Below are 22572 nucleotides of genomic sequence, written 5' to 3'. Positions count from 1 at the left end.
GGGGGTGCCGGGCCTGCCGGGCCCGCCTGGTGTGCCGGGCCCGCCCTGCCGGTCAGGCGAGTCCGGCGCCGTCGAAGTGGGCGAAGGCGGCGGAGATCCGGGGCCGGTCGTAGCCGGCCGGTCCCCTGGCGCCGCTGGAGAGCAGGGCGTGCAGCAGCAGACGGGCCTTGGCCGGGGCGAGCGGGCCCGCCGGGATCAGGCCGCGGTGCAGCAGGTCGTACTCGGAGCCGGGGCTCCGGTAGGTGTCGGAGAGGGTCGCGCCGGCACCGGTGCGGGAGGCGAGGACGACCGGCATGCGCTCGGCGAGCGCGGCCAGCGGCTCGACGAACCAGGCGGGCACGTGTCCGGCGCCGAAGGCGGCGACGACGAGGCCGCCGTGGCGGTCGGCGACGGCGTCGAGGAGTTCGCCGCGGTCGCCGAGGGAGAGCGTCAGGAGGGCCACCCTCACGTCCGGGTCGAGGCGCAGCGGGCAGACCCGGGCGGGGACGGCGGGGCGCAGCAGGATCCGCGGCACGCCCTCGACGACGGATCCGAGCGGGCCGGCGCCAGGCGAGGTGAAGGTGGCGACGGAGGTGGTGTGGGCCTTGTGGGCGAAGCGGGCCGCGTGGATCTCGTCGGCGAGGACGACGAGGACGCCGAGCCCGCGGCACCCCGGGTCGGCGGCGACGGCGAGGGCGGCGGCCAGGTTGGCGGGGCCGTCGGCGCCGGGCAGGTCGGGGCGGCGCATGGCGCCGGTGACGACGACGGGCTCCTCGGTGGTGCAGAGCAGGTCGAGGAGGAAGGCGGTCTCCTCCAGGGTGTCGGTGCCCTGGACGACGACCACGCCGGAGCCCTCGGCGACGGTCTTGCCGACCTCGTCGGCCAGGGCGGCGACGTCCTCGAAGGAGAGGGTGGAGCTGGGGACGCGCCGGAAGTCCCGCAGTTCGACGTCGACGCCGGCGGGCGCGACGCCGAGCTCGGCGAGCACCTCGGCGCCGGACATGCGGCTCGCGTCACCGCCGCGGGCCGAGATGGTGCCGCCGAGGGTGAATACGGTGACGCGTGCCATCAGCGTGCTCCGTCCGCGATCGTCCGGTCCGTCGTCGCCGTCGTCGTGGTGCCCTCGGCGCCGGGCCGGCCCTCGGCCACGTCGTCCGCGGTCGTGCCGTCCGCGATCGTCTCGTGGTGGCGGATGACCTCCGCGATGATGAAGTTCAGCAGCTTCTCCGCGAACGCCGGGTCCAGTTTCGCGCTCTCGGCGAGTTCCCGCAGCCGGGCGATCTGACGGGCCTCGCGGGCCGGGTCGGCGGGCGGCAGCTGGTGCCTGGCCTTGAGGACGCCGACCTGCTGGGTGCACTTGAAGCGCTCGGCGAGCATGTGGACCACCGCCGCGTCGATGTTGTCGATGCTCTCGCGCAGCCGGGTCAGCTCGGCCCGTACGGACTCGTCGATCTCGCTCATGACCAGCGAGCCTATCCGGATCCGGTGAGGATGGTGGGCGGGTGTTCGGGATCCGGAACGGTGTTGCTCCAGCCGCCCGGCACGGTCCTGCCCTGCTGCTCGCGGAAGCGGATGGGGGCGGTGCCGACCCGGCGGGTGAAGAGCCGGGAGAAGTAGGCCGGGTCGTCGTAGCCGACGCGGCGGGCGACGGCGGCGACGGGCAGGTCGGTGGCGGCGAGGAGTTCCTTGGCGCGGCCGAGGCGGACGGTGAGCAGGTAGTCCTTGGGGCTGCAGCCGGCGGCGCGGCGGACGGCGGTGCGCAGCTCGGCGGCCGTCATGCCGTGTCGTGCGGCGTGCTCGGCGACGGACATCCGGCTGAAGGCGTCGCGGGCGAGGGCGGACAGGACCGGGTCGCCGTCGGCGTTGGTGTCGGCGCGGGCACGGCGCAGCGCGACGAGGAGTTCGTGGACGGCCGCGGCGGTCTCGACCTCCAGGAGCGGGTTCCCGGGGCGGGCGGCGCGGGCGATGCGGCCGACGGCGGCGCGGGCGGGCGCGGCGTCGGCGAGCGGGACGACGGGCCGCTCGGGCTCGATGTAGCCGAGTTCGGTGTAGGTGGCGGTGGCGGGTCCGGTGAAGTCGACGAAGGACTCGTCCCAGCCGGTGCCGGGATCGGCGGAGTAGTGGTGGGGCACGCCGGGGGTGAGCCAGATCAGGGCGGGCGCGGTGACGGTGGCGCGGCGGCCGTCGGGGCCGCGGTACCAGCCGCTGCCGGAGCTGACGACGACGGCGACGTGGTGGTCGAGGGTGCGGGGGCCGACGGTGGGCAGGGCGCCGTGCTGCAGGCCGACGCCGAGGCAGACCAGGCCGAGCCGGTGGTGGACGGGGCTCGGCGTGAAGTAGCGCATCCAGGTGTGGTACATCGCGCGGCTGCCTCCTCAACGTCCCGCTGAACGTCCAAACTGCGACGATCTTTGTCCATGGACCGGTCCGCCGCCAGAGGGCGAAGGTGAGGCGCATGAGCGAGTTCGTGGTGGGTGACGAGGACTTTCTGCTCGACGGGCGGCCGGTGCGCCTCCTGTCGGGTGCGCTGCACTACTTCCGGGTGCACGAGCAGCAGTGGGAGCACCGGCTGGGGATGCTGCGGGCGATGGGCCTCGACTGTGTCGAGACGTACGTGCCGTGGAACCTGTACGAGCCCGAGCCGGGCCGGTACGGGGACGTGGACGCGCTCGGCCGGTTCCTGGACGCGGTGGCACGGGCCGGGATGCGGGCGATCGTGCGCCCGGGGCCGTACATCTGCGCGGAGTGGGAGAACGGTGGCCTGCCGCACTGGCTGACGGGGCCGCTGGGGCGGCGGGTCCGCACGGACGACGCGGAGTACCTGGCTCCCGTGGACCGCTGGTTCCGGCGGCTGCTTCCGCAGGTGGTGGAGCGGCAGGTGACGCGGGGCGGCCCGGTGATCCTGGTGCAGGTGGAGAACGAGTACGGCAGTTACGGCACGGACGCCGGGTATCTGCGGCACATGGCGGACCTGCTGGTGGAGTGCGGGGTGGAGGTGCCGCTGTTCACCTCGGACGGCCCGGAGGACCACATGCTGACGGGCGGCTCGGTGCCGGGCGTGCTCGCGACGGCGAACTTCGGCTCGGGCGCCCGGGAGGCCTTCGCGACGCTGCGGCGGCACCAGCCGAAGGGGCCGCTGATGTGCATGGAGTTCTGGTGCGGCTGGTTCGACCACTGGGGCACGGAGCACGCCGGGCGGGACGCGGCGGACGCGGCGGCGGCGCTGCGGGAGATCCTGGAGTGCGGGGCCTCGGTCAACGTCTACATGGCGCACGGCGGGACGAGCTTCGCCGGCTGGGCCGGGGCGAACCGGTCGGGCAGGCTGCACGACGGCGCGCTGCGGCCGACCGTGACCTCGTACGACTACGACGCGCCGGTCGACGAGGCGGGGCTGCCGACGGAGAAGTTCTGGCGGTTCCGCGAGGTCCTCGCGGAGTACGCGGAGGGACCGCTGCCGGAGGTGCCGGAGCCGCCGGTGCGGATCGGGGCGCCGGCGGCCGGCGTCCCGGACGGCTGGGCGCCGCTCGCGGAGGTCCTGGAGGTGCTGGGCGACGAGGAGTCGCAGTCGCCGGTGCCGCCGGCCTTCGAGGAGCTGGGCGTGGACCGGGGCCTGGTCCGCTACCGGGTGACGGTGCCGGGGCCGCGGCAGCCGTATCCGCTGTCCGTGACGGGCCTGCGGGACCGGGCCGTGGTGTACGTGGACGGGCTTCCGGCCGGGGTCCTGGAGACGGAGGACGCGGTGCTCGCCGAGCCGGTGGCGGGACCGGCCGTCGTGGACCTGTGGGTGGAGTCGCTGGGCCGGGTGAACTACGGGCCGCGGCAGGCGGAGCCGAAGGGCATCACGGGCGGGATCCGGCACGAGCGGCAGTTCCTGCACGGGGTACGGGCGCGGGGCCTGCGGCTGGACGCGTTCGAGGCGGCGGCGGTGGCGAAAGTGCCGTTCGGTCCCGTGGGCGCCGGGGCCGGGCCGGGGCTGTACCGGGCCACCGTGGAGGTCGGCTCGCCGGGCGACGCGTGGCTGCGGCTGCCGGGCCGGACCCGCGGCTTCGTCTGGGTCAACGGCTTCTGCCTGGGGCGCTACTGGAACGCCGGCCCGCAGGAGTCCCTGTACGTGCCGGGCCCGGTGCTCACGGCCGGCGCGAACGAGGTGTGGGTGCTCGAACTGGAGGGCGGGGACGCGGCCGGGCCGGTGGAGCTGGCGTAGGGCGTGGTTTCCGCGGTCGGTCCGGGGCCCGTCCGGCGGACCGGGGCCGGTGTCGCCTGAAGGCGGAGTGCCCGGGACCTGTCGGTCCCGGGCACTCCGTACGTGCGTCGCCGGTCGGTCGGCGTGCGGTCTTACAGGATGAGGTGCTAGAGGGTGGCCGCCGCGGACTTGATCGCGGAGGCGAAGGTGGAGACCTCGGTGTAGACGCCGGGGTAGCCCGCGCGGGCGCAGCCCTCGCCCCAGCTCACGATGCCGACCTGGATCCAGGCACCGTTGTTGTCCTTGCGGAACATCGGGCCGCCGGAGTCGCCCTGGCAGGTGTCGACGCCGCCCTCGTTGTAGCCGGCGCAGATCTCCTCGCCGGGGACGAGGGAGCTGCCGTACGCGGACTGGCAGTCGGCGTCCGAGACGAACGGGACGGTCGCCTTGCGCAGGTACCGCTGCTGGGAGCCGCCCTCACGGGTGGCGCCCCAGCCGGCGACCGTGAACGTGCCGCTGTTGTACGCGGTGGTCTCGGCGATCTTCAGGTTCGGCAGGCTGGTGATGGGCGAGGCGAGCTTGATGAGGGCCCAGTCCTTGCCCTGCCCGTTGTAGCCGGGGGCCTGGTAGACCTTGGTCGAGCGGACCTTGATGGCGCTGCTCGACTGGAGGTCGACGACGCCGGCGGTGGCGGTGATGCCGGTGTTGTTGCCGGAGCCGCTGACGCAGTGCGCGGCGGTGAGGACGACCTGAGGGGTGATCAGGGAGCCGCCGCAGCCCATGGAGAGCCTGACCATCCAGGGGAACTCGCCCTGGGCGGCGCGGGTGCCGCCGACGACGGGCGCGGGCGCGGCGGAGGCGGTGGTGGGCTGGAGGCTGACGGCGGCGAGGACGACGGCGCCCGCTGCGGCGAGTTTCTGCAGCGCGCGGACCAGCCTGTTCTTCTTCTGCATACGACTGCCTTCTTTCATGGGGGGTTGATCTTGATGGCATGTGCCCGTCAAGACGTGGTCCGGATTATGGAGACGGCGCAACGGGCGTCACAAGAAGGCCTTTTCGGCCAGACGGGCGACGGCCCGGGCCGGGCCGGGGCCGGCCGGACCCGGCCGGGGTCAGCCGTACGGGCTCCAGGTCGGCCGGCGCCCGTACCCTGGACGGCAGGGGGTGATCCGGGATGCCGCACAGCGATGAAGTCTCTCCCGTGGTCCACGGGTTCCCGCACCTCGACACGGTCCGCTCGTCCGTCACGGCGCTCTATCGGCGGCTCTCCCCGGACGGCGTACGGCGCTACGAGGTCAGCGTCCCCGCCTCGGACGTCCTGGTCGACGACAGCGACGGGCTGCACCTCGGCGCCCAGCGGGTGGCCCGCGCGCTCGTCCGCCAGCTGCGGCTGCCGGAGGCCCGGATGGTCGTGAGCTTCCGGGCCATGGAGCACGCGGCGAGCGTCGAACTGGGCGCGGGCCCGGAGTACTTCGTCGAGCTCAACGAGCGCTTCGCCCGCCGCGAGCACCGGCGCGACATCGGCGCCGCGCTCGCCCACGAGATCACCCACGTCCTGCTGCACCGGCTCGGCCTCACGATGCCCACGACCGCCGGGAACGAGATCCTCACCGACGTCGCCGCCACCTACCTCGGCGCGGGCTGGCTGCTCCTCGACGCCTTCCGCCGGGACGGCATGTCCAGCCAGAAGCTCGGCTACCTGACGCCCGAGGAGTTCGGCTACGTGCTCGCCAAGCGGGCCGCGGTCTTCGACGAGGACCCGTCGCCCTGGTTCACCAGCGCGGTCGCGTACGAGGCGTGGCTGCGCGGCCGGGAGGAGGCCGCCCGCGACTGGCGGCGCCCGCCGCTGGCCGGCGCGGGCTGGGCGGCCCGCCGCAGGGCCAGGGCGGCGGGCGGGGACGGCGTGTTCCCCTGCCCGGTGTGCGGGCAGCGGCTCCGGGTGGCCGCCGGCGGGCAGCGGCGGGTCAAGGCCAGGTGCGGGGTGTGCGGCACCGTCCTGGAGTGCGCGACCTGACCGCGAGGGGCACCGCGCACCGCAATGGGTTTGCGCCGTTCGGGCGCTTCGGGTGAAGGTCGGGCCCATGAGCAGGTTGTGGGACGCACTGTGGACCGATGACGACGACGGGCTCGTCCGGGCCCTGCGCGAGGGTGCCGACGCCGAGGCCCGGGACGACGGCGAGACGCCGCTCTACCGCGCGGCCGTCGGGAACCAGCCGGTCGCCGTGCGCCTGCTGCTCGCCGCCGGCGCCGACCCGGGGCGGGCGAGCGGCGAGGACGACGGGGACCTGCCGCTGTGCGGGGCGGCCTGCGGCGGCCACACCGAGGTCGTACGGGCGCTGCTCGCGGCCGGCGCGGACCCGGACCAGGAGGAGGGCTACGGCTTCACCGCCCTGGCCTGGGCGGTACGGCTCGGACACACCGAGGCGGCCGGGGCGCTGCTCGCGGCCGGCGCGGATCCCGCCCGGCCCGGCCCCGACGGGCTCGTCCCGCTGACCGCCGCCGCCCGGCGCGGCTCGCCCTCGCTCGTCCGCCTGCTCCTGGAACACGGCGACGGACGCGACCGCGCGGTCCTCGCGGAGGCGCTGGCCGAGGCCCGGCGCTGGATCGGTGCCGACATGGCGGCGGTGCTGCGGCGCGGGCTGGTCGGAAGCGGCGGCGCGGCGGACACGTACGAGGCGGTGGTGCGGCGCGTGCCGGAGGACGGCGGGATCACCGTGGTCGTCGAGCTGCTGCGCGAGGACGGCGCGCCGAGCCGCGGCGACGAGCGGCAGACCGGCCACGCGGCCGTCGCCACTCTCCTGGAGGGCGCGCTCCGCGCGTCCGTGCCGCTCGAGGAACTCGCCGGGCGCGCGCTGGCCTGCGGCGATCCCGAGCAGGACGACTGGACGACGGCGGTCGACGCGCTGGCCGCCCGCGCCGACGAGACGGTGTTCGTCACCGCCACGGGCTGGTGCGCGAGCCCGGACCCCCTCCGCCGCGCACTGGGCGCCCGCGTCCTCGCGGCCCTGCCCGGCTTCACGGCAAGCGCCGTACCGGTCCTGCGCCGCCTGGCGGCGACGGAGACGGAGGTCGCGGAGGGGTACGGGGCCGGGGCGGGGGACGGAGCCGGCGCGGGGCCCGGAGCCGGGTCGGGAGAGGTCGGGCGGGAGCCCGTTATTTCCGTGGTCGTCGCGCTCGGGCGGTGCGGGGACGGGAGCGCCGTGCCCGAGCTGCTCGCCTTCGCCGGGCATCCGGACCCCGAGGTACGGCGGCAGGTGGCCGCCGCGCTCACGGGCATCGTGCCGGCGGGGCACGCCGAGGCGGTCGGGACGATCGTGGCGCTGAGCAGGGACCCCGACGCGCGGGTACGGGACTGGGCGACGCTCGCGCTCGCCGAGCTGCCCGACGACACGCCCGTCGTCCGGGAGGCGCTGGCCGCCCGGCTCGCCGACCCGGACCCGGAGACGGCCGCCGAGGCGGCCCGCGGCCTGGCCATCCGTCAGGACCCGCGGGCGATCGAGGCGCTGGCCCGCGCCCTGGCGGACGGCGACCCGGAGGGCCCGGCCCGCGAGACGGCCCTGTCCGCGCTGGAGCACGTGACGGACCCCCGCGTCAGGACCCGCCTCGAGTGGACCGCGCCGCGCTGCCGCTGACCCTCCCGCCCCGGCGGAGGGAGCCGTCGCCGGGCCCGGCCGCCGGCCGCGGTTCAGCGCCCGGCCGTGGCGCCCCGCTCGGTCGCGTTCGGCCAGACCGTCACGCTCTTGCCGGCACCAGGGTGTCGTTCACCCGGGCATCCTGGGTGCGGGCGGGGCCGGTTCAGGTGCCGTAGACGGGATGCGGGGGTTCCGACGCGGCCAGGAGTTTCCGGGTGGCCTCGCCCGCTTCCCTGGGGGTCCAGCGGGTGGGGCTGGTCGCCGTGGGGCCGGGGCGCCAGCCTTCCATGACCGTCAGGCGGCCGCCTTCCGCCTCGAAGACGCGCCCGGTGACGCCGGCGGACGCGGTGGAGCCGAGCCAGACCACGAGGGGGGAGACGTCTTCGGGGAGTGCGGCGAGGTCCGCGAAGGTCTGCTCGGTCATGCGCGTGCGGGCCGCCGGGGCGATCGCGTTCACCTGGACGCCGTAGCGGGCCGTCTCCGCCGCCGCGACCAGCGTGAGGCCGACGATCCCCGCCTTGGCCGCCGCGTAGTTGCCCTGGCCGACGCTGCCGAGGAGGCCCGCGCCCGAGGTCGTGTTGATCACGCGGGCGGCCACCGGACGGCCCGCCTTGGACTCGGCCCGCCAGTGCGCGGCGGCGTGCCGAAGCGGCAGGAAGTGGCCCTTCAGGTGGACCCGTACCACCGCGTCGAAGTCGTCCTCGGTCAGGTTGACGAGCATCCGGTCGCGCAGGAAGCCGGCGTTGTTGACCAGGGTGTCGAGCCTGCCGAAGGAGGCGAGGGCGGTCCGCACCAGGGCCGCCGCGCCCTCCTCCGTCGCGATGTCGCCGCCGTGGGCGACGGCCTCGCCGCCGGACGCGCGGATCTCCTCGGCGACCCGTCCGGCCGGGCTGTCGGCGTCCGGCCGCCCGTCGAGCCCGACGCCGAGGTCGTTGACGACCACCCGGGCGCCCTCCGCGGCGAAGGCCAGGGCGTGCGCCCGCCCGAGCCCCCGTCCCGCGCCCGTCACGACCACCACGCGTCCGTCACACAGACCCATGTCCGTCCTCCTTGTCGGCTGTTGCGGCGTCCAGGAACGCGGGGCGCTCCCCGCCGCCGTGCACGAGCAGCGACGCCCCCGACACGTACGCGGCCCGGTCGGAGGCGAGGAAGACCGCCGCCTCCCCGATCTCGGCCGGCTCCGCGAGCCGGCCGAGCGGGACGGTGCGGCCCACGGCGGCGACGCCCTCGGCGTCTCCGTAGTGCAGGTGGGACAGTTCGGTGCGCACCATGCCGAGGACGAGCGTGTTGACCCGTACCTCGGGGGCCCATTCGACGGCCATGCTGCGGGCCAGGTTCTCGAGTCCGGCCTTGGCGGCTCCGTACGCGGCGGTGCCGGGCGAGGGCCGGGTGCCGCTGACGCTGCCGATCATGACGACGGAGCCGCGGGCGGCGCGCAGCTTCTCGTACGCGGCGAGCGAGACGGCCAGCGGGACGGTCAGGTTGAGTTCCAGGACGCGCGCGTGCCGTTCGGCGCCGTCCGTTCCCGTCAGGGGCCGGTAGGGCGTCCCGCCCGCGTTGTTGACGAGCGTGTCGAGCCGTCCGTACCGCTCGTCGACGCGGGCGAGGAAGGCCGTCACGTCGGCGGGTCTGCGCAGGTCGGCAGGCTCGAACACGGCCGTGCGGCCCGCCTCTTCGACCGGTTCGTCCGGTGGCCGGCGGGCGCAGACCACGACCTGCGCGCCGGCCCGCAGGAAGGCCCGGGCGATGCCCGCGCCGACTCCTCGGGTTCCGCCGGTGACGACGGCGACCCTCCCGTCCAGCTCCATCGGCTGCTACCTTCCTCCCAGCGCACACCTAACAAACGTTTGGTGGAAAGGTAGCTGATCCGCTCATGGGTGTCTCCACCTCCCGCCCGGACAAGGGCGTCGCACTCGTCACCGTCGACTTCCCCCCTGTCAACGCCCTCCCGGTGCGGGGCTGGTACGAGCTCGCCGACGCCCTGCGCGGCGCCGGGCGCGACCCGGAGATCCGCTGTGTCGTCCTCGCCGCCGAGGGCCGCGGCTTCAACGCGGGCGTCGACATCAAGGAGCTCCAGCGCGACCCGGGCCACCACGCGCTGGTCGGCGTCAACCACGGCTGCGCCGAGGCCTTCGCCGCCGTCTACGACTGCGAGGTGCCGGTGGTCGCGGCGGTCGGCGGCTTCTGCCTGGGCGGCGGCATCGGCCTCGTCGGCAACGCGGACGCGATCGTCGCCGCCGACGACGCCGTCTTCGGGCTGCCCGAGCTCGACCGGGGCGCGCTCGGCGCCGCCACCCATCTGGCCCGGCTCGTGCCGCAGCACCTGATGCGCGCGCTGTACTACACCTCGCGCACCGCCACCGCCCGGGAGCTGCACGCCCACGGCTCGGTCTGGAAGGTGGTGCCACGCGCGGAACTCCTCGCCTCCGCCCTGGAACTCGCGGGCGAGATCGCCGCGAAGGACGGCACGCTGATCCGGCTCGCCAAGGCCGCCATCAACGGCATCGACCCGGTCGACGTACGCCGCGGCTACCGCTTCGAGCAGGGCTTCACCTTCGAGGCCGCTCTCGCCGGAGTCGCCGACCGGGTCCGCGACGCCTTCGGGAAGGACGGCGGCGAGCGGTGACCGACAAGACCATGACCCCGGACGAGGTGGCCGGACGGCTCCGCTCCGGCATGACGGTCGGAATCGGGGGCTGGGGCTCGCGGCGCAAGCCGATGGCCCTGGTCAGAGCGCTGCTCCGGTCCGAGATCACCGATCTCACCGTCATCTCCTACGGCGGCCCCGACGTCGGCCTGCTCGCCGCCGCCGGCCGGATCCGCCGGCTCGTCGCCCCCTTCGCGACCCTCGACTCCATCCCGCTCGAACCGCACTTCCGGGCCGCCCGCGAGCAGGGCCGGATCGCGATGACCGAGTACGACGAGGCCATGTTCATGTGGGGGCTGCACGCCGCCGCCAACCGGCTGCCCTTCCTGCCCGTACGGGCCGGTCTCGGCTCCGACGTCATGCGGGTCAACCCCGAGCTGCGCACGGTCACCTCCCCCTACGCGGACGGCGAGGAGTTCGTCGCCGTGCCCGCGCTGCGCATGGACGCCGCCCTCGTCCACCTCAACCGCGCCGACCGGCTCGGCAACGGCCAGTACCTGGGCCCCGACCCGTACTTCGACGACCTGTTCTGCGAGGCCGCCGACACCGCGTACGTCTCCTGCGAACGGCTCGTCGACGCCTTCCCGGCCGACACCGTCCCGCAGACCCTGCTGGTCAGCCGGCACAGCGTGACCGGCGTCGTCGAGACCCCGAACGGGGCGCACTTCACCTCCTGCGTCCCCGACCACGGCCGCGACGAGCCCTTCCAGAAGCTCTACGCGACCACTCCCTGGCCCGAGTTCGCCGCACGCTTCCTGTCCGGCAAGAGCGAGGACGACTACCAGGCCGCCGTCCGCGTCTGGCGCGAGGAGGACCAGAAGTGATCACCCGTGCCGAGTACTGCGTCGTCGCCTGCGCCGAGGCCTGGCGCGACAACGGCGAGGTGCTCGCCAGCCCCATGGGCCTCGTGCCCTCGCTCGGCGCCCGGCTCGCCAGGCGGACCTTCTCCCCCGACCTCCTGCTCACCGACGGCGAGGCGCTGCTGGTCGGCCTCGACGGCCGGCCGGAGGGCTGGCTGCCGTACCGCCGCCACCTCACCATGGTCACCGGCGGCCGACGGCACGTGATGATGGGCGCGAGCCAGCTCGACCGCTACGGCAACCAGAACATCTCCTGCATCGGCGACTGGGACCGGCCCGCCCGCCAGCTGCTCGGCGTGCGCGGCGCACCCGTCAACACCCTGAACAACCCAGTCAGTTACTGGATCTCCCGGCACTCGCCGCGCGTCTTCGTCGAACGCGTCGACATGATCAGCGGAGTGGGTTACGACCACGCCGTCGGCCCGTACCACCGCCTGCCCCGGGTGGTCACCGACCTCGCCGTGCTCGACTTCGCGACGCCCGACCACCGCATGCGGCTCGCGTCCGTGCACCCGGGAGTGACCGTCGACGAGGTCAGGGCCGCGACCGGCTTCCAGCTCGTGACCGACGGCGAGGTGCCGTACACCCGCGAGCCGAGCGCCGAGGAGCTGCGCCTGATCCGCGAGGTCGTCGACCCGGGCGGGCTGCGCGACCGGGAGGTCGCGCCCCGATGACGGTCCCCGTCCTCAAGACCGCGCTCACCGAGCTCGTCGGCGTCGAGCACCCGATCGTGCAGACCGGCATGGGCTGGGTCGCCGGGCCCCGGCTGGTCTCCGCCACCGCGAACGCGGGCGCCCTCGGCATCCTCGCCTCCGCCACCATGACCGTCGGCGAACTGCGCTCCGCCGTACGGGAGGTGAAGTCCCGCACCGACCGTCCCTTCGGCGTGAACCTGCGCGCCGACGCGGGCGACGCCCGCGAACGCGTCCGGATCGTCATCGACGAGGGCGTCCGGGTCGCGTCCTTCGCCCTCGCGCCCTCCCGCGAGCTGATCGCCGAGCTCAAGGACGCCGGAGTCGTCGTCATCCCGTCCGTCGGGGCGCGCCGGCACGCCGAGAAGGTCGCCGCCTGGGGCGCGGACGCGGTCGTCGTCCAGGGCGGCGAGGGCGGCGGACACACCGGCGAGGTGGCCACGACGGTGCTGCTGCCGCAGGTGGTCGACGCCGTCGGCATCCCGGTGATCGCGGCCGGCGGCTTCCACGACGGCCGCGGCCTGGTCGCGGCGCTCGCCTACGGGGCGGCGGGCATCGCGATGGGCACCCGTTTCCTGCTCACCTCCGACTCGACCGTGCCCGATGCCGTCAAGGCGCGGTACCTGGCGGCGACGGTCAGGGACGTCACCGTCACCACGGCGGTGGACGGGCTGCCGCACCGGATGCTGCGCACCGAGATGGTCGCCGCGCTCGAACGGGCGGGGCGGGTACGGGCGCTGGCGCAGGCCGTGCGCCGCGCCTCCGGCTTCCGGAAGGTCTCCGGCCTGTCCTGGACCGCGATGGTCCGCGACGGGCTCGCGATGCGCCACGGCAAGGACCTGTCCTGGAGCCAGGTCCTGCTCGCCGCGAACACCCCGATGCTCCTGAAGGCTTCCATGGTCGAGGGCCGCACCGACCTCGGCGTCATGGCCTCCGGACAGGTCGCGGGGGTGATCGAGGACCTGCCGAGCTGCGCGGAACTCGTGAACCGCGTCATGTCCGAGGCCGCGCACGTGCTCCGTACCCTTCCACCCACGTAAGGGAGTCAGCCATGTCTCTGTCGAGACGCGCACTGCTGAGCACCGCCGGTGCCACCGCCCTCCTCGCGGTCGCCGCCCCGCCCTCGCTCGCCCGGCCCCGGCCGCGGCCCGGGCTCACCACGGACGCCATCCGGCAGATCCCGCTCCAGGGCGCGGTCAACGTCCGCGACCTGGGCGGATACCTCACGTACGACGGGGCCAGGGTGCGTCACGGCCTGGTCTACCGCGGCGACCACCTCGGCAAGCTGACCGACGCCGACGTGGCCGCGGTCGGCGCGCTGGGACTCACCCGGGTGATCGACTTCCGGATCCCGCTGGAGGTCCAGTACGACGGCGCGGACCGGCTGCCGGCCGGGGTCGCCGGGGTCTCCCGGTCCGTCACGGACAACGGCCTGTTCGGGCAGCTGCTCACCGCGATCGGCTCGCGCGACCCGGTCCGGCAGGAGCAGATGCTGGGCGGCGGCCGGGCGGCGGCCTTCATGACCGAGGTGTACCGCACCTTCGTCACCGACGCCGCCAACCGGCAGCAGTTCGGCGCGACCCTGCGCGAGCTCGCCGCGCCGGGCGCGGGCCCGCAGCTCTACCACTGCACCTCGGGCAAGGACCGCACGGGCTGGGCGAGCTGGCTGGTGCTCACGCTCGTGGGAGTGCCGGAGCGCTCGGCCACCGAGGACTACCTGGCCTCCAACACCTTCCGCGCCGCGTACGACGCCCGGGTGCGCGAGGGCCTGAAGCAGGCCGGGCTGATGCAGAACCCGGACCTGCTCATCCCGCTCCAGGAGGTGCGCCAGGAGTACCTGGACGCGGCCCTCGCCGAGGTCCGCACCGGCTACGGCAGCCTCTACCAGTACGTCACGCAGGGCCTGGGCGTGGACCTGCGCACCCTGGCGGGGCTGCGGGAGCGGCTGGTCGGCTGACCGGACGGGACGGAGCGCGGCCGGGGGGCCGCGCTCCTCCCCGCAGTACTGCAGCCCCCGCGGTACTGCAGCCCCCGTAGTGCTACAGCCGCTCGACGATCGTCACGTTCGCCTGCCCTCCGCCCTCGCACATGGTCTGGAGTCCGTAGCGGCCGCCGGTGCGTTCCAGTTCGTGCAGGAGGGTCGTCATCAGCTTCACGCCGGTCGCGCCGAGCGGGTGGCCGAGGGCAATCGCGCCGCCGTTGACGTTGACGCGCTCGGGGTCGGCGCCGGTCTCCTTCAGCCAGGCCAGGACGACCGGGGCGAAGGCCTCGTTGATCTCGACGAGGTCCATGTCGTCGATGGTCATCCCGGTCTTCTTCAGGGCGTGGGCGGTGGCCGGTATCGGCGCGGACAGCATGCGGATGGGATTTTCGCCGCGCACCGACAGGTGGTGGATGCGGGCCCGCGGGGTGAGCCCGTGCTCGCGTACGGCGCGTTCGCTCGCGATCAGCATCGCCGCGGCGCCGTCGGAGACCTGCGAGGAGCAGGCGGCGGTGATGGTGCCGCCCTCGACGACCGGGTCGAGTGCGGCCATCTTCTCCAGGCTGGTGTCGCGGCGCGGCCCCTCGTCGACCGTGACGTCCCCGTAGGGGACGGTCTCGCGGGCGAAGCGGCCCTCGTCGATCGCGCGGACCGCCCGCCGGTGCGAGCGCAGGGCGAACTCCTCCTGGTCGCGGCGGGTGATGCCCCACTTGGCGGCGATGAGTTCGGCGCCGTGGAACTGGTTGACCGGCGCGTCCCCGTACCGGGCTCGCCAGCCCTCGGATCCGGCGTACGGGCCCTGGGTGAGGCCGAGCGGTTCCGCGGCCTGCCGGGAGGCGAAGGCGATCGGGATCATGGTCATGTTCTGGGTGCCGCCCGCGACGACCAGGTCCTGGGTGCCGGAGAGCACGCCCTGGGCGGCGAAGTGGATCGCCTGCTGGGAGGAGCCGCACTGGCGGTCGACGGTGACGCCGGGGACCTCCTCGGGCAGTCCGGCGGCGAGCCAGCAGGTGCGGGCGATGTCGCCGGCCTGCGGCCCGACGGTGTCGAGGCAGCCGAAGACGACGTCCTCGACGGCGGCCGGGTCGACACCGCTCCGGTCGACGAGCGCCTTCAGGACGTGGGCGCCGAGGTCCGCCGGGTGGACGGCGCCGAATCCGCCCTTGCGCCGGCCCACCGGGGTGCGGACCGCTTCGACGATGTAGGCCTCGGCCATGGCTGTTCCTCCTGTGGCTAGGGGGTGCGTACGGCGATGCCGTCGAGCACCATCGACAGGTACTGACGGGCGATCTCCTCGGGGCTGTGCTGTCCGCCGGGGCGGTACCAGGACGCGGCGACCCAGACGGTGTCGCGGACGAACCGGTAGGTGAGCCGGACGTCGAGGTCGGCGCGGAAGGCGCCGGATCCGACGCCGCGCTCCAGGGTGCCGAGCCAGGCCTTCTCGAACTTGACCTGCGAGTCGGCGAGGTAGTGGAAGCGGGGCTGGTCGACGAGGTGACGGGCCTCCTTCTGGTAGATCGCGACGGCGGCGCGGTGCCGGTCGATCTCCCGGAAGGACTCGGTGACGAGGGCCTCGATGGTCTCCCGGGGGCCGAGCCCGGCGGCGAGCACGGCGTCGTAGCCGTCCCACAGCTCGTCCAGGAAGGTGGAGAGGATCTCGTCGAGCATCGATTCCTTGGAATCGAAGTGGTAGTAGAGGCTGCCGGCGAGCATGCCCGCCTCGTCCGCGATCTTGCGGACGGTGGTGGCGTTGTAGCCCTGGGCGGCGAACACCTCGGCCGCCGTGTCGAGGAGTTCCCTGCGCCGCTCGGGCGAGGCGGTCACCTGCGTCTTCTTCTTCGTCGTTGGCACCCGTCCATTCTGGTCCTAGGCGCGCTGACTGCTGACGGAGACCGTCTCCCCGGTCATGTACGAGGAGTAGCCGCTGGCCAGGAAGACGATGACGTTGGCGACCTCCCAGGGTTCGGCGTACCGGCCGAAGGCCTCGCGTTCGGTCAGCTCGGCGAGCAGCCCGGCGGAGGTGACCTTGACCAGGTGCGGGTGCATGGCGAGCGAGGGCGCGACGGCGTTGACGCGGACGCCGAGGGCGGCGGCCTCGACGGCGGCGCAGCGGGTGAGGGCCATGACGCCGGCCTTGGCGGCGGCGTAGTGGGCCTGGCCGGTCTGGGCGCGCCAGCCGACGACGGAGGCGTTGTTGACGATCACTCCCGTGGTGCCGCTGTCGCGGAAGCGGCGGAGGGCGGCGCGGGTGCAGCGCATGGTGCCGGTGAGGGTGACGTCGAGGACGCGGTTCCACTGCTCGTCGGTCATGTCGGCGAGTGCGGCGGTGCCGCCGAGGCCCGCGTTGTTGACGAGGACGTCGAGGCCGCCGTGGAGCCGTACGGCCGTGTCGTAGAGGGCCTGGACCTGGCCCTCGTCGGTGACGTCGCAGGGCTGGGCGGCGACCCGGCCGGCGCCGAACTCGGCGGCGAGGGCGGTCTCGGTCTCCTTGAGGCGGCGGGCGTGGGCGTCGCTGACGAGGACGCGGGCGCCTTCCTCCAGGAGCCGGCGGGCGGTGGCGCCGCCGATCCCGGCGCCCGCGGCGGCGGTGACGACGGCGGTGCGGCCGGCGAGCAGCCCGTGCCCGGGCACGTACTCCGGTGCGGTGCTCATGGGCGCGGCTCCTTCGGCAGGCCGAGCACCCGCTCGGCGATGATGTTCCGCTGGATCTCGCTGGATCCGGCGTAGACGGTGTCGGCGCGGGAGAAGAGGAACAGCCGCTGCCAGTCGTCGAGTTCGTACGGCTCTCCGGCGGCGAGGGTCGCGGCGGCGCCGCGCACGTCCATGGCGAGCTCGCCGAGGTCGCGGTGCCAGTGGGACCAGTAGAGCTTGGCCGTGGAGGGGTCGGTGCCGCACAGGGCGTGGGCGCGCATGGTGCGCAGTCCGGTCCAGGCGCGGACGAGCCGGTCGCGGATGAGGGGGTCGGCGGCGGCGCCGTTGGCGCGGGCGAGGCCGATCAGGGCTTCGAGCTCGCGGCGGAAGCCGACCTGCTGGCCGAGGGTGGAGACGCCGCGCTCGTAGCCGAGGGTGGCCATGGCGATGCGCCAGCCGTCGCCGGGCGCGCCGACCACGTGGCTCGCGGGCGTCCGGGCGCCGTCGAAGAAGACCTCGTTGAACTCGCTGGTGCCGGTGAGCTGGGTGATGGGCCGGATCTCGACGCCGGGCTGGTCGAGCGGGACGAGGAGGTAGGAGAGCCCGGCGTGCGGGCGGGCGCCGGGTGCGCGGGGCTCGGTGCGGGCGAGGACGAAGCACCACTGGGCCTCGTGGGCGAGCGAGGTCCAGGTCTTCTGGCCGTGCACCACCCATGCGTCGCCGTCGCGGACGGCGCGGGTGCGGACGGCGGCGAGGTCGGAGCCGGCGCCGGGCTCGCTGTAGCCCTGGCACCAGAGTTCCTCGACGGCGCGGATCGACGGCAGGAAGCGGGCCTTCTGCTCCTCCGTGCCGTGGTCGATCAGCGTGGGGCCGAGGAGCTGTTCGCCGATGTGGTTGACGCGGGCGGGGGCGTCGGCGAGGGCGTACTCCTCGTGGAAGGCGATCTGCTCCGCGACGCTCGCGCCGCGGCCGCCGTACTCCTCCGGCCAGCCGACGCAGGTCCAGCCGTGGGCGGCCATGTGCCGCTCCCAGGCGAGCCGTTCGGCGAACGCCTCGTGTTCCCGGCCGGGTCCGCCCAGGCCCTTCAGCGCGGCGAACTCGCCGCCGAGCCGGTCCTCGAGCCAGTCGCGTATCTCGGTGCGGAACTCCTCGACGCCGCCCGTGGCGCTCCTCATGGCGCTGCTCATGACCGTACGTTAACCTACCAAACACTTGTTAGGGAAGGATGGGGCCTTCGTCCGCCGGTCCCGTCCGCCGATCCCCGTCCGCCAAGGAGGCGCACGCCTGATGGACCTCACCCACGACGCGGAGACGGAGGAGTTCCGGGCCGAGGCCCGCGCCTGGCTGCGCGCCCACGTGCCCGCCGAGCCGCTGCCCTCCCTGGAGACCGAGGAGGGCTTCGCCGCCCACCGCGCCTGGGAGGCGGAACTCGCCGCCGGCCGCTGGTCGGTGGTCTCCTGGCCCGAGCGCTACGGCGGCCGCGGCGTCGACGTCTTCCGCTGGCTGGTCTTCGAGGAGGAGTACTACGCGGCGGGCGCGCCCGGCCGGGTCTCCCAGAACGGCATCAGCCTGCTCGCGCCCACCCTCTTCGAGCACGCCACCGAGGAGCAGCGGGCCCGTGTCCTGCCGTCCATGGCGACCGGCGCGACGATCTGGGCCCAGGCCTGGTCCGAGCCCGAGGCGGGCTCGGACCTCGCCTCGCTCACCTCGCGCGCGGTGCGCACCGAGGGCGGCTGGCTGCTGTCCGGGCAGAAGACCTGGTCCTCGCGGGCCGCGTTCGCCGACCGGGCCTTCGGCATCTTCCGCACCGACCCGGCGCCGGCGGCGGAAGGCCGCCCGCACCGGGGCCTGACGTACCTGATGTTCGACCTCCGCGCCCCCGGGGTGACCGTGCGGCCCATCGGGCGGCTCGACGGCAGGCCGGCCTTCGCCGAGCTGTTCCTGGACGAGGTGTTCGTACCGGACGAGGACGTCATCGGCGAGCCGGGCCAGGGCTGGCGGATCGCCATGTCCACCACCGGCAACGAGCGCGGGCTCACCCTCCGCTCGCCCGGCCGCTTCCTGGCCGCCGCCGACCGGCTCGTACGGCTGTGGCGGGAGCGGGCGGACGAGGAGGACACCGCGCTGCGCGACCGGGTCGCGGACGCGGTGATCGGGGCGCGCGCCTACCAGCTGTTCACGGCGGCCGGCGCCTCCCGCCTCGCGGCCGGCGACACCGGCGGGGCTTCGGGGGCCGGAGGTGCCGCCGGGGCCGGCAGGTCCGCCGGTGGCGTCGGTGCCGGCGGGGCCACGGGCGCCGAGTCCAGCCTCAACAAGGTGTTCTGGTCGACGTACGACATCGCCCTCCACGAGACCGCGCTCGACCTGCTCGGCCCGGACGGCGAGCGGGCGGACACCGAGTGGGCCGAGGGCCATGTCTTCTCGCTCGCGGGGCCGATCTACGCGGGCACCAACGAGATCCAGCGCGACATCATCGCCGAGCGCCTGCTCGGCCTCCCGAAGGGCCGCCGCTGATGCGTTTCCTGCCGACCGACGAACAGCGCGACTTCGCGCGCTCCCTCGACGCGATGCTGACCGCGGCGGACACTCCGGCGGTGGCACGGGCCTGGGCGGCCGGCGACCCGGCACCCGGGTGCGCCCTGTGGGCGCGGCTCGGCGCGGCCGGCGTCTTCGCGCTCGCGGCGCCCGAGGCGTACGAGGGCGTGGGCCCGCTGCCCGTGGAACTCGCCCACGCCCTCGTGGAGTCGGGCCGCCACGCCGTCCCCGGCCCGCTGACGGAGACGGTCGCGGCGACCGCGCTGCTCGCCGGGCTGGCGGCGCGGGGCGAGCCGGCCCCCGCGAAGCGGCTGCTGCCCGGACTCGTCTCCGGGGACACGGTGGCGACGCTCGCGATGGCCGACGTCTCGCCGTACGCGCTCGACCCCGACGCCGCCGGCCCGGTGTTCGCCGTCGACGGCGAGGAGCTGCGGCTCGCTCCCGGGCACGAGGAGATACGGGTGTCCGCCGACCCGGTACGGCGGCTGGCGCGGCCGGCGCCGGGCGGCGAGCTGCTCGCGGCCGGGCCCGCCGTCGCCGCCGCGGCCCGGCACGCCCGGGACTGGGCGCTGCTCGCGACGGCCGCCCAGTCCCTCGGCGTCGGCCTCGCGCTCCTGGACCGGACGGTGGCGTACGCGAAGCAGCGCACCCAGTTCGGCACGGTGATCGGCTCGTTCCAGGCGGTGAAGCACCGGCTCGCGGACACCCTGATCGGCCTGGAGTTCGCCAGGCCGCTGCTGTTCGGAGCGGCGCTCACCTTCGAGAGCGGCGATCTCGCGGCGGCCAAGGTGGCGGCCGGGGAGGCGGCGCACGCGGCGGCCGCCACCGCCCTCCAGATCCACGGCGCCGTCGGCTACACCGAGGAGCTGGACCTCTCCCTCTGGCTGCGCAAGGCCCGTCCGCTGCGGGACGCCTGGGGCACGCCGTCCTGGTGCCGGGCACAGGTGCTCGCGGCGCCCGGCCAGGGACCGGCGAGCGTCAGGGACCGGCGGGCGGGCAGGGACCGGCGGGCGGGCAGGGACCAGCGAGAGGACGGGGACTGACGGGCGGTCAGGCCTGAGGGGTGTCCTCGCGCGGCGGGCTGTCGTCGTTCCCGCGCCGGAGCGTCCGTGCCCCGCGTCCCGGGGACCAGGTGCGCAGGACGATCTCCTCGCCGTCGACGTACGTCCGGACGACCTCCGTGAGCTCGGCCCGGAAGACGTGGAACGGCATCGGCATGCCGACCTCGGCCGCGTACCAGTCCAGCTTCCGCGGGTCGGTGATCTCGACCGCCCGCCCGGAGACGCGGACGTCGCCGCCGCCCATGCTCGTGCCCTCGCCCGGGTTGGCGAGCAGCGAGAAGCGCGGGTCGCGCCGCACGTCGCGGGCCTTGAGCGAGCGGGGCATCATGCCGAGCCACAGCTCACCGGCCCGGAAGTCGGCCTCGATGCCGCTGAGCCGCGGCGAGCCGTCCTTGCGCAGGGTGGCGAGGGCGTGGTGGGTGTACATGCCGAAACGCTCGCGCACGGTGGCGGCGAGCTCGGGCTCGGCGGACTCGAAGGCGGACCAGGAGACGGCGGTCGGGGTGGTTCCGGTGGTTCCCATGGTTCCAGGGAACACCGGAAACCCGACATCCTCTGTCCGGATTACTCCGACTACGCCTGCGCGGCCTCGGTGGCGGCACGCTCGGCCTTGCTGCGCTCGACGCAGAACTCGTTGCCCTCCGGGTCCTGGAGGACCACCCAGCCCGTGCCGTCGGGCCGACGCTGGTCGTCGAAGAGCGTCGCGCCGAGCGAGATCAGCCGCTCGACCTCCTCGTCGCGGGTGCGGTCCTGCGGCTGGAGGTCCAGGTGGACCCGGTTCTTCAGGGACTTCTTCTCCGGGACCTGGATGAAGAGCAGGCCGGCGCCGGGCGTCTCGACCAGCGCCTCGGGGTCGCCGGGCTTGTCGTCGTCGGAGACCTGGGAGTCCAGGGCCCGGGCCCAGAAGGAGGCGAGGGCGTAGGCGTCGGAGCAGTCGATGGTGACGTGTCGCACAAGAGTGGTCATGCGGTCACTATCGCCCGCTCCGCGCTCCCTGACGAACGGTTTACTCCCGCGTCGCGGCCAACTCCCGCCCCTCTGTGGCGGCGACCAGCGCGGCGAGCGAGGAGCGGGTGCCCTGGAGGTCGTGGATGCGCTCGTCGATCGCGTCGAGCTGGGCGACCAGGAGCGGGCTGAGGCAGGGCTCGATCTCCGCCTCACTGCCGCACACGCAGTCCAGGACCTCCGCGATGACCCGGGTCGGCAGCCCGGCCCCGAGGAGCGCGCGGATCCGCCGGACGACGGCGGGCGCGTCCGCGCCGTAGACCCGCTGCCCGCCGGGCGTGCGCTCCGAGCCGAGCAGGCCCTGCTCCTCGTAGTAGCGCAGCAGCCGGACGCTGACGCCGGTCTCCCGTGACAGCTCACCGATCTTCACTGTGATCCCCCTCACACACCCTTGAAGCTCACATGGGTGTGAGCTCCTAGCGTTCCCGCCATGACCAACACGAACGCGAACACGCCCGCGGACAAGCCCGCGCGCACGGACTTCCCCAACGTATTTCACCTCGGCGGCGATCTCCCGGTCCGCCGCATCGGCTACGGCACCATGCGCCTCGCCGACGGCCCCGGCGACCCCACCGGCCCCGAGGCCCGCATCTGGTCGCCGCCCGCCGACCGGGCCGCCGCCCTGGACCTGCTGCGCACGGCCGTCGAGTCCGGGGTCACCCTCTTCGACACCGCCGACGCCTACGCGCTCGGCGCGGGCGAGGAACTCCTCGCCGAGGCGCTGCGGCCGTACGGGGACGAGGTCGCCGTCGCCACCAAGGTCGGCAACCTGCGGCCCTCCCCCACCGAATGGGTGCCGCTCGGCCACCCCGCGTATCTGCGCCAGCAGACCGAGCTGAGCCTGCGCCGGCTGCGCACCGAGCGCATCGACCTGCTCTACCTGCACCGCATCGACGAGAACTACCCGGTCGCCGAGCAGCTCGGCGCCCTGAAGGCCCTCCAGGAGGAGGGCAAGGTGCGGCACATCGGGCTCTCGGAGGTGACCGTCGAGCAGCTGACGGAGGCCGAGCGCACGGCGCCGGTCGCGGCCGTGCAGAACCTCTACAACCTGTCGGCCCGTCACCACGAGGCGGTCCTGGACCACACGGCGGAGCGCGGGATCGCCTTCGTGCCCTTCTTCCCGGTGGCCATGGGCGCGCACGCGGATCCGGAGGGACCGGTCGCCCGGGTCGCCCGCGAGGTCGGCGCGACGCCCTCCCAGACGGCACTCGCCTGGCTGCTGCACCGCGGCCCGCACGTCGTCCCGATCCCCGGCACGACCTCGGAGCACCATCTGAAGGAGAACATGGCCGCGCTCGACGTCCGGCTCACGGACGAGCAGTTCGCGGCGATCGGAGGTGCGGTCTGAGGTGCGGTCCGGGCGGTC

24 protein-coding genes are annotated in these 22572 nt (G+C 74.5%); 11 read left to right on the top strand and 13 right to left on the bottom strand.

Going from position 1 to position 22572, the window contains the following annotated elements; all coding sequences use genetic code 11:
- Positions 1-52: 52 nt before the first annotated feature.
- The 3 genes from ACFWJO_RS18325 to ACFWJO_RS18315 are packed head-to-tail and all read right to left on the bottom strand — an operon-like array spanning position 53 to position 2339.
- Positions 53-1048, bottom strand: coding sequence for an asparaginase (locus tag ACFWJO_RS18325; RefSeq protein WP_386866277.1), 996 nt, complete (start codon positions 1046-1048; stop codon positions 53-55).
- Positions 1048-1446 (bottom strand): chorismate mutase, encoded by a 399-nt coding sequence (locus ACFWJO_RS18320; protein WP_386866419.1) that lies wholly within the window; start codon positions 1444-1446, stop codon positions 1048-1050. Before ACFWJO_RS18320 ends, ACFWJO_RS18325 begins: the two co-directional genes overlap by 1 nt.
- A 5-nt stretch (positions 1447-1451) precedes the next feature.
- Positions 1452-2339, bottom strand: a complete 888-nt coding sequence (locus tag ACFWJO_RS18315) for a helix-turn-helix domain-containing protein (RefSeq protein ID WP_386866275.1) — start codon at positions 2337-2339, stop codon at positions 1452-1454.
- A 95-nt stretch (positions 2340-2434) separates the two neighbouring features.
- Here ACFWJO_RS18315 and ACFWJO_RS18310 point away from each other — a divergent pair, with 95 nt between their 5' ends.
- Complete coding sequence (locus ACFWJO_RS18310) at positions 2435-4183, top strand: beta-galactosidase family protein (protein ID WP_386866273.1); 1749 nt, start codon at positions 2435-2437, stop codon at positions 4181-4183.
- 146 nt (positions 4184-4329) lie between these two features.
- On the opposite strand, the gene ACFWJO_RS18305 is transcribed toward ACFWJO_RS18310, so the two are convergent.
- Positions 4330-5115, bottom strand: a complete 786-nt coding sequence (locus tag ACFWJO_RS18305) for a S1 family peptidase (RefSeq protein WP_384418902.1) — start codon at positions 5113-5115, stop codon at positions 4330-4332.
- Between the two features lie 221 nt (positions 5116-5336).
- On the opposite strand from ACFWJO_RS18305, the gene ACFWJO_RS18300 reads away from it, so the two are divergent.
- Positions 5337-6176, top strand: a complete 840-nt coding sequence (locus ACFWJO_RS18300) for a hypothetical protein (RefSeq protein ID WP_386866271.1) — start codon at positions 5337-5339, stop codon at positions 6174-6176.
- 67 nt (positions 6177-6243) lie between these two features.
- On the top strand, positions 6244-7794 hold the full coding sequence (locus tag ACFWJO_RS18295; RefSeq protein WP_386866269.1) for an ankyrin repeat domain-containing protein: 1551 nt from the start codon (positions 6244-6246) through the stop codon (positions 7792-7794).
- Positions 7795-7957: 163 nt separating this feature from the next.
- Here ACFWJO_RS18295 and ACFWJO_RS18290 read toward each other — a convergent pair whose 3' ends face one another.
- Both ACFWJO_RS18290 and ACFWJO_RS18285 read right to left on the bottom strand, forming a co-directional pair.
- On the bottom strand, positions 7958-8833 hold the full coding sequence (locus ACFWJO_RS18290) for an SDR family oxidoreductase (RefSeq protein ID WP_386866267.1): 876 nt from the start codon (positions 8831-8833) through the stop codon (positions 7958-7960).
- Positions 8820-9602 carry an SDR family oxidoreductase gene (locus ACFWJO_RS18285; RefSeq protein WP_386866265.1) on the bottom strand — a complete coding sequence of 261 codons (783 nt, stop codon included), beginning with the start codon at positions 9600-9602 and terminating at the stop codon, positions 8820-8822. Before ACFWJO_RS18285 ends, ACFWJO_RS18290 begins: the two co-directional genes overlap by 14 nt.
- 65 nt (positions 9603-9667) lie before the next feature.
- Here ACFWJO_RS18285 and ACFWJO_RS18280 point away from each other — a divergent pair, with 65 nt between their 5' ends.
- From ACFWJO_RS18280 to ACFWJO_RS18260, 5 genes are read left to right on the top strand one after another with little or no spacing between them, the layout of a single operon-like run.
- Positions 9668-10420, top strand: coding sequence for an enoyl-CoA hydratase family protein (locus ACFWJO_RS18280; RefSeq protein ID WP_386866263.1), 753 nt, complete (start codon positions 9668-9670; stop codon positions 10418-10420).
- Positions 10417-11265, top strand: a complete 849-nt coding sequence (locus tag ACFWJO_RS18275) for a CoA transferase subunit A (RefSeq protein ID WP_386866261.1) — start codon at positions 10417-10419, stop codon at positions 11263-11265. The genes ACFWJO_RS18280 and ACFWJO_RS18275 overlap by 4 nt, the downstream gene beginning before the upstream one ends.
- Positions 11262-11975, top strand: a complete 714-nt coding sequence (locus ACFWJO_RS18270; RefSeq protein WP_386866259.1) for a CoA-transferase subunit beta — start codon at positions 11262-11264, stop codon at positions 11973-11975. The genes ACFWJO_RS18275 and ACFWJO_RS18270 overlap by 4 nt, the downstream gene beginning before the upstream one ends.
- Positions 11972-13033: an NAD(P)H-dependent flavin oxidoreductase gene (locus tag ACFWJO_RS18265; protein WP_386866257.1), complete on the top strand. Its 1062-nt coding sequence runs from the start codon at positions 11972-11974 to the stop codon at positions 13031-13033. The genes ACFWJO_RS18270 and ACFWJO_RS18265 overlap by 4 nt, the downstream gene beginning before the upstream one ends.
- A gap of 11 nt (positions 13034-13044) precedes the next feature.
- Entirely contained in the window at positions 13045-13950 is a 906-nt protein-coding gene (locus tag ACFWJO_RS18260) for a tyrosine-protein phosphatase (RefSeq protein ID WP_386866255.1), read from the top strand.
- An 82-nt stretch (positions 13951-14032) separates the two neighbouring features.
- Here the strand turns inward: ACFWJO_RS18260 and ACFWJO_RS18255 are convergent, their stop codons facing one another.
- The 4 genes from ACFWJO_RS18255 to ACFWJO_RS18240 are packed head-to-tail and all read right to left on the bottom strand — an operon-like array spanning position 14033 to position 17792.
- A complete protein-coding gene (locus ACFWJO_RS18255; RefSeq protein WP_386866253.1) occupies positions 14033-15190 on the bottom strand; it encodes an acetyl-CoA C-acetyltransferase in 1158 nt (385 codons plus the stop codon).
- 17 nt (positions 15191-15207) lie between these two features.
- Positions 15208-15825: a TetR/AcrR family transcriptional regulator gene (locus ACFWJO_RS18250; protein WP_386866251.1), complete on the bottom strand. Its 618-nt coding sequence runs from the start codon at positions 15823-15825 to the stop codon at positions 15208-15210.
- Between the two features lie 15 nt (positions 15826-15840).
- On the bottom strand, positions 15841-16626 hold the full coding sequence (locus tag ACFWJO_RS18245; protein WP_386866249.1) for an SDR family oxidoreductase: 786 nt from the start codon (positions 16624-16626) through the stop codon (positions 15841-15843).
- A complete protein-coding gene (locus ACFWJO_RS18240) occupies positions 16623-17792 on the bottom strand; it encodes an acyl-CoA dehydrogenase family protein (protein WP_386866247.1) in 1170 nt (389 codons plus the stop codon). Before ACFWJO_RS18240 ends, ACFWJO_RS18245 begins: the two co-directional genes overlap by 4 nt.
- Before the next feature lie 100 nt (positions 17793-17892).
- Between ACFWJO_RS18240 and ACFWJO_RS18235 the strand changes: the two genes are divergently transcribed.
- Positions 17893-19119 carry an acyl-CoA dehydrogenase family protein gene (locus ACFWJO_RS18235; RefSeq protein ID WP_386866245.1) on the top strand — a complete coding sequence of 409 codons (1227 nt, stop codon included), beginning with the start codon at positions 17893-17895 and terminating at the stop codon, positions 19117-19119.
- Complete coding sequence (locus ACFWJO_RS18230) at positions 19119-20183, top strand: acyl-CoA dehydrogenase family protein (protein WP_386866243.1); 1065 nt, start codon at positions 19119-19121, stop codon at positions 20181-20183. Before ACFWJO_RS18235 ends, ACFWJO_RS18230 begins: the two co-directional genes overlap by 1 nt.
- A gap of 7 nt (positions 20184-20190) precedes the next feature.
- Here ACFWJO_RS18230 and ACFWJO_RS18225 read toward each other — a convergent pair whose 3' ends face one another.
- The 3 genes from ACFWJO_RS18225 to ACFWJO_RS18215 are packed head-to-tail and all read right to left on the bottom strand — an operon-like array spanning position 20191 to position 21576.
- A complete protein-coding gene (locus ACFWJO_RS18225) occupies positions 20191-20724 on the bottom strand; it encodes a pyridoxamine 5'-phosphate oxidase family protein (RefSeq protein ID WP_386866241.1) in 534 nt (177 codons plus the stop codon).
- A 50-nt stretch (positions 20725-20774) separates the two neighbouring features.
- Positions 20775-21167, bottom strand: coding sequence for a VOC family protein (locus ACFWJO_RS18220; RefSeq protein WP_386866239.1), 393 nt, complete (start codon positions 21165-21167; stop codon positions 20775-20777).
- Between the two features lie 40 nt (positions 21168-21207).
- A complete protein-coding gene (locus tag ACFWJO_RS18215) occupies positions 21208-21576 on the bottom strand; it encodes a MerR family transcriptional regulator (protein ID WP_386866237.1) in 369 nt (122 codons plus the stop codon).
- 60 nt (positions 21577-21636) lie between these two features.
- Between ACFWJO_RS18215 and ACFWJO_RS18210 the strand changes: the two genes are divergently transcribed.
- Entirely contained in the window at positions 21637-22554 is a 918-nt protein-coding gene (locus ACFWJO_RS18210; RefSeq protein ID WP_386866235.1) for an aldo/keto reductase, read from the top strand.
- Positions 22555-22572 lie beyond the last annotated feature (18 nt).

The organism is Streptomyces sp. NPDC127092 (assembly GCF_042722475.1).
GTDB lineage: Bacteria > Actinomycetota > Actinomycetes > Streptomycetales > Streptomycetaceae > Streptomyces.
Note: the sequence above shows the minus strand (reverse complement) of the source record. Positions and strands in the feature narration are given on the sequence as shown.

Coding starts and splice junctions, on each gene's coding strand:
- ACFWJO_RS18245 (WP_386866249.1), bottom strand. CDS start 16,626: ATGAGCACCGCACCGGAGTACGTGCCCGGGCACGGGCTGCTCGCCGGC.
- ACFWJO_RS18255 (WP_386866253.1), bottom strand. CDS start 15,190: ATGGCCGAGGCCTACATCGTCGAAGCGGTCCGCACCCCGGTGGGCCGG.
- ACFWJO_RS18260 (WP_386866255.1), top strand. CDS start 13,045: ATGTCTCTGTCGAGACGCGCACTGCTGAGCACCGCCGGTGCCACCGCC.
- ACFWJO_RS18210 (WP_386866235.1), top strand. CDS start 21,637: ATGACCAACACGAACGCGAACACGCCCGCGGACAAGCCCGCGCGCACG.
- ACFWJO_RS18230 (WP_386866243.1), top strand. CDS start 19,119: ATGCGTTTCCTGCCGACCGACGAACAGCGCGACTTCGCGCGCTCCCTC.
- ACFWJO_RS18295 (WP_386866269.1), top strand. CDS start 6,244: ATGAGCAGGTTGTGGGACGCACTGTGGACCGATGACGACGACGGGCTC.
- ACFWJO_RS18235 (WP_386866245.1), top strand. CDS start 17,893: ATGGACCTCACCCACGACGCGGAGACGGAGGAGTTCCGGGCCGAGGCC.
- ACFWJO_RS18315 (WP_386866275.1), bottom strand. CDS start 2,339: ATGTACCACACCTGGATGCGCTACTTCACGCCGAGCCCCGTCCACCAC.
- ACFWJO_RS18285 (WP_386866265.1), bottom strand. CDS start 9,602: ATGGAGCTGGACGGGAGGGTCGCCGTCGTCACCGGCGGAACCCGAGGA.
- ACFWJO_RS18310 (WP_386866273.1), top strand. CDS start 2,435: ATGAGCGAGTTCGTGGTGGGTGACGAGGACTTTCTGCTCGACGGGCGG.
- ACFWJO_RS18300 (WP_386866271.1), top strand. CDS start 5,337: ATGCCGCACAGCGATGAAGTCTCTCCCGTGGTCCACGGGTTCCCGCAC.
- ACFWJO_RS18290 (WP_386866267.1), bottom strand. CDS start 8,833: ATGGGTCTGTGTGACGGACGCGTGGTGGTCGTGACGGGCGCGGGACGG.
- ACFWJO_RS18225 (WP_386866241.1), bottom strand. CDS start 20,724: ATGGGAACCACCGGAACCACCCCGACCGCCGTCTCCTGGTCCGCCTTC.
- ACFWJO_RS18240 (WP_386866247.1), bottom strand. CDS start 17,792: ATGAGCAGCGCCATGAGGAGCGCCACGGGCGGCGTCGAGGAGTTCCGC.
- ACFWJO_RS18305 (WP_384418902.1), bottom strand. CDS start 5,115: ATGCAGAAGAAGAACAGGCTGGTCCGCGCGCTGCAGAAACTCGCCGCA.
- ACFWJO_RS18220 (WP_386866239.1), bottom strand. CDS start 21,167: ATGACCACTCTTGTGCGACACGTCACCATCGACTGCTCCGACGCCTAC.
- ACFWJO_RS18280 (WP_386866263.1), top strand. CDS start 9,668: ATGGGTGTCTCCACCTCCCGCCCGGACAAGGGCGTCGCACTCGTCACC.
- ACFWJO_RS18265 (WP_386866257.1), top strand. CDS start 11,972: ATGACGGTCCCCGTCCTCAAGACCGCGCTCACCGAGCTCGTCGGCGTC.
- ACFWJO_RS18325 (WP_386866277.1), bottom strand. CDS start 1,048: ATGGCACGCGTCACCGTATTCACCCTCGGCGGCACCATCTCGGCCCGC.